Below are 3,212 nucleotides of genomic sequence, written 5' to 3' on the forward strand. Positions count from 1 at the left end.
CGGGGCGGTCGGCGTCGAGGACCCCGGGAGCCCGCCGCACGGCGCCCTGTACGCCGCCGCCGGTCTGGACGTCGTCCCGCTGCCCCTGGACGGCGACGGGCTCGCCCTCGGGCCGCTGCGGGACGCGCGCGTGCGGGCCGTCGTCACCACGCCCGCCCATCAGTTCCCCACCGGCATCGCGTACGCGCCCCGCCGCCGGGCGGAACTGCTGGAGTGGGCCCGCGCGGTGGACGGGTACGTCCTGGAGGACGACTACGACGGCGATTTCCGCTACGACCGCAGTCCCGTCGGCGCCCTCCAGGGCCTCGACCCCGAGCGTGTCGCCTACAGCGGGTCGGTCAGCAAGTCCCTCGCGCCGGGGCTGCGTCTGGGGTGGCTGCTGTTGCCGGAGGCGCTCGCCGAGGACGTGACCGAGCGCAAGCGGACGGCCGATCTCGGGCATCCGGCGCTGGACCAGGCGCTGTTCGCGCGGTTCGTCGGGCGCGGCGACTACGACCGGCACCTCAGGCGCTGCGGGCGCGTCTACCGGGAACGCCGGGACGCCCTCGTATCGGCGCTCGCCGAGCACTTCCCCGGCACCGAGGTGTCCGGTATCGCCGCCGGGCTCCATGTGATCGCCACGCTGCCCGAGCGGTACGGGCCCGAGGAACGGTTCCTTCGGAGGGTGCGGGAGGCGGGGGTGGAGGTGCGGGCGCTGGCGGAGTTCGGGCACGCGCGCGTGGGGGACGGTTCCGGGGGCGACGGGCGGACGCGGCTGGTGCTCGGGTACGCGCATCTGACGTCGGTACGGGTGCGTAGCGGCGTGGCGTTGATGGCGCGGGCTGCGGGAGGGTGACGCCGGGGCGCTCGACAGCGTCGTCCGGAGCCGTCGTCGTCGGAAACCTGCGTCTCCCCCCGAACCACTCCCCCGCACGCCCCGTTGTTCACCCGCCATTCGCGAACCGGCCCTCCTTCCCCAGTAGGTCTGACGGTGCACCTCTCTCCCGCCCCTTTCCCGGAGGCCCTTGTCATGAGCGCACTTCCCTCTCCCAGCCGTCGCGGTGTTCTGCGCGGCTCGCTCGCCGCGTCGGCGGCGCTGTCTCTGCCCGGCGCCCTGGGGGCCGCGCCCGCGTTCGCTCTGTCGGGGCGGCCGAGTGCGGGCTGGGGGGTGCAGACGGGGGACGTCGGGGCGCACTCGGGGCTGGTGTGGGTGCGGTCGGACCGGCCCGCGCGGATGATCGTCGAGACGGCGGCGACGGAGTCGTTCCGGGGCGCGCGCCGCTGGTGCGGGCCGCTGCTGGGCGCCGGTACGGACTTCACCGGCACCACCCGGCTGCACGGGCTGCCGTCCGGCGAGCAGATCCACTACCGGGTGCTCCTCGCGGACCCGGACGACCCGCGCCGCACGGGCGAGCCGGTCTCCGGGACGTTCCGCACGGTGTCCGAGAAGCGCCGCCGGGGCTTGAAGTTCCTGTGGTCGGGCGACCTCGCCGGGCAGGGCTGGGGCATCAACCAGGACATCGGCGGCTACCGCATCTACGACGCGATGGCGAAGCTGGACCCGGACTTCTTCCTGTGCAGCGGCGACAACATCTACGCGGACGGACCCATCGCCGCCACGCAGGCACTGCCGGACGGCCGGGTGTACCGCAACCTGGTGACCGAGGAGAAGTCGAAGGTCGCCGAGACGCTGGCCGAGTACCGGGGGAACTTCCGCTACAACCTGCTGGACGAGAACCTGCGCCGGTTCAACGCGCAGGTCCCGTCGATCATCCAGTGGGACGACCACGAGGTGCGCAACAACTGGTACCCCGGCGAGGTGATCACCGCCTCGGACCCGCGCTACACGGAGAAGAGCGTGGACGTCCTCGCGTCGCGCGCGCGGCGGGCGTTCAGCGAGTACTTCCCGGTCTCGACGCTGACGCCGGGCGCGAAGCAGGGCCGGGTGCAGCGCGTGCAGCGGCACGGTCCGCTGCTGGACGTGTTCGTGCTGGACATGCGCACGTACCGCAACGCGAACTCGACGGACGTCCAGACCACCGACCCGCAGGGCATCCTCGGCCGGGAGCAGTTGGAGTGGCTCAAGCGGGAGCTGGCCGCGTCGCGCGCGGTGTGGAAGGTGATCGCCGCCGACATGCCGCTCGGGCTGGTCGTGCCGGACCCGATGGAGGGCAAGCCGAACTTCGAGGCCGTCGCGCAGGGCGACCCGGGGCGGCCGCTCGGGCGTGAACTCCAGATCGCGGAGCTGCTGCGGTTCGTCAAGCACCGGCGGATCACCGGCACGGTCTGGCTGACGGCCGACGTGCACCACACCTCGGCGCAGCACTACCAGCCCTCCCGGGCGGCGTTCAAGGACTTCGAGCCGTTCTGGGAGTTCGTCTCCGGTCCGCTCAACGCGGGTGCGTTTCCGGCCAACGACCTGGACGGCACGTTCGGTCCGGAGCGCGTGTTCGTCAAGGCGCCGACGACCGCGAACGTGTCCCCGGCGGACGGCTTCCAGTTCTTCGGGGAGGTCGACATCGACGGCCACAGCGGGGAGTTGACGGTCCGGCTGCGCGAATCGGACGGAACTGTCCTGTTCACGCAGGTACTTCAGCCGGGACGTGTCGGCCAGTAGGGCGCGGGTCCCGTAGGCTCGGCGGTGGACCGCGTACCGGCGTCATCCCCCGGTGCGCGGTGTCCCGCTCGCCCTTTTTGGCGTGAATACGCCCCTTGGCGCGGAAAATGCGAAATGAGCATTTACCCATCGGTCACAATACGTTCGTGATCACGCAACACCGTTCCTTCACAGTAAACGTATGACTCGCAGGACGACTGTCGTCGCACACGCCCTCACCGCGCTCCTCGCGGCCTTCGAAGCGGCCGTCGAGGCCGCCCTGCACACCTGGCGGTCACGCGGCCAGGCCCCCGCGCCACCCGGGAGCGATACCGGCCCCCGGCCACCCGCCGGGGACACCGACGGCCTCACCGTGGACGGCACCGGCACGCTGTGGCGGATGCGGACGACCGTGAAGGACGCCCCCGGCTCGCTGGCCGCGCTGTGCGCCGCCCTCGCCGGGCACCGGGTCGACATCCTGAGCCTCCAGACGCACCCGCTGGGCGAGGACACCGTCGACGAGTTCCTGCTGCGCGCCCCCGGTGCCCTCGGCGGCGCCGAGATCAGCCGCGCGGTGCAGCGGGCGGGCGGCAGCGCGACCTGGATCGAGCGGGCCGACGCGCACGACCTGGTCGAC

Annotated in this window: 2 protein-coding genes and 1 pseudogene; all 3 read left to right on the forward strand. The window is 72.5% G+C overall.

The genetic code is table 11. From position 1 onward, the window contains the following. Positions 1-835: aminotransferase-like domain-containing protein (locus ACVNF4_RS34190; protein ID WP_461806761.1), on the forward strand; the 835-nt coding region annotated here is incomplete at its 5' end. Positions 836-1,009: 174 nt separating this feature from the next. Continuing rightward, on the forward strand, positions 1,010-2,596 hold the full coding sequence (locus tag ACVNF4_RS34195) for an alkaline phosphatase D family protein (RefSeq protein WP_461806762.1): 1,587 nt from the start codon (positions 1,010-1,012) through the stop codon (positions 2,594-2,596). 181 nt (positions 2,597-2,777) lie between these two features. Beyond that, positions 2,778-3,212 (forward strand): annotated as a pseudogene (locus ACVNF4_RS34200) (GNAT family N-acetyltransferase); the annotation flags it as partial.

The sequence above is a fragment of the Streptomyces sp. S6 genome (genome assembly GCF_054880855.1).

Excerpts from the sequence above, each read along its gene's own strand:
- ACVNF4_RS34195 (WP_461806762.1), top strand. The coding sequence starts at position 1,010 with ATGAGCGCACTTCCCTCTCCCAGCCGTCGCGGTGTTCTGCGCGGCTCG.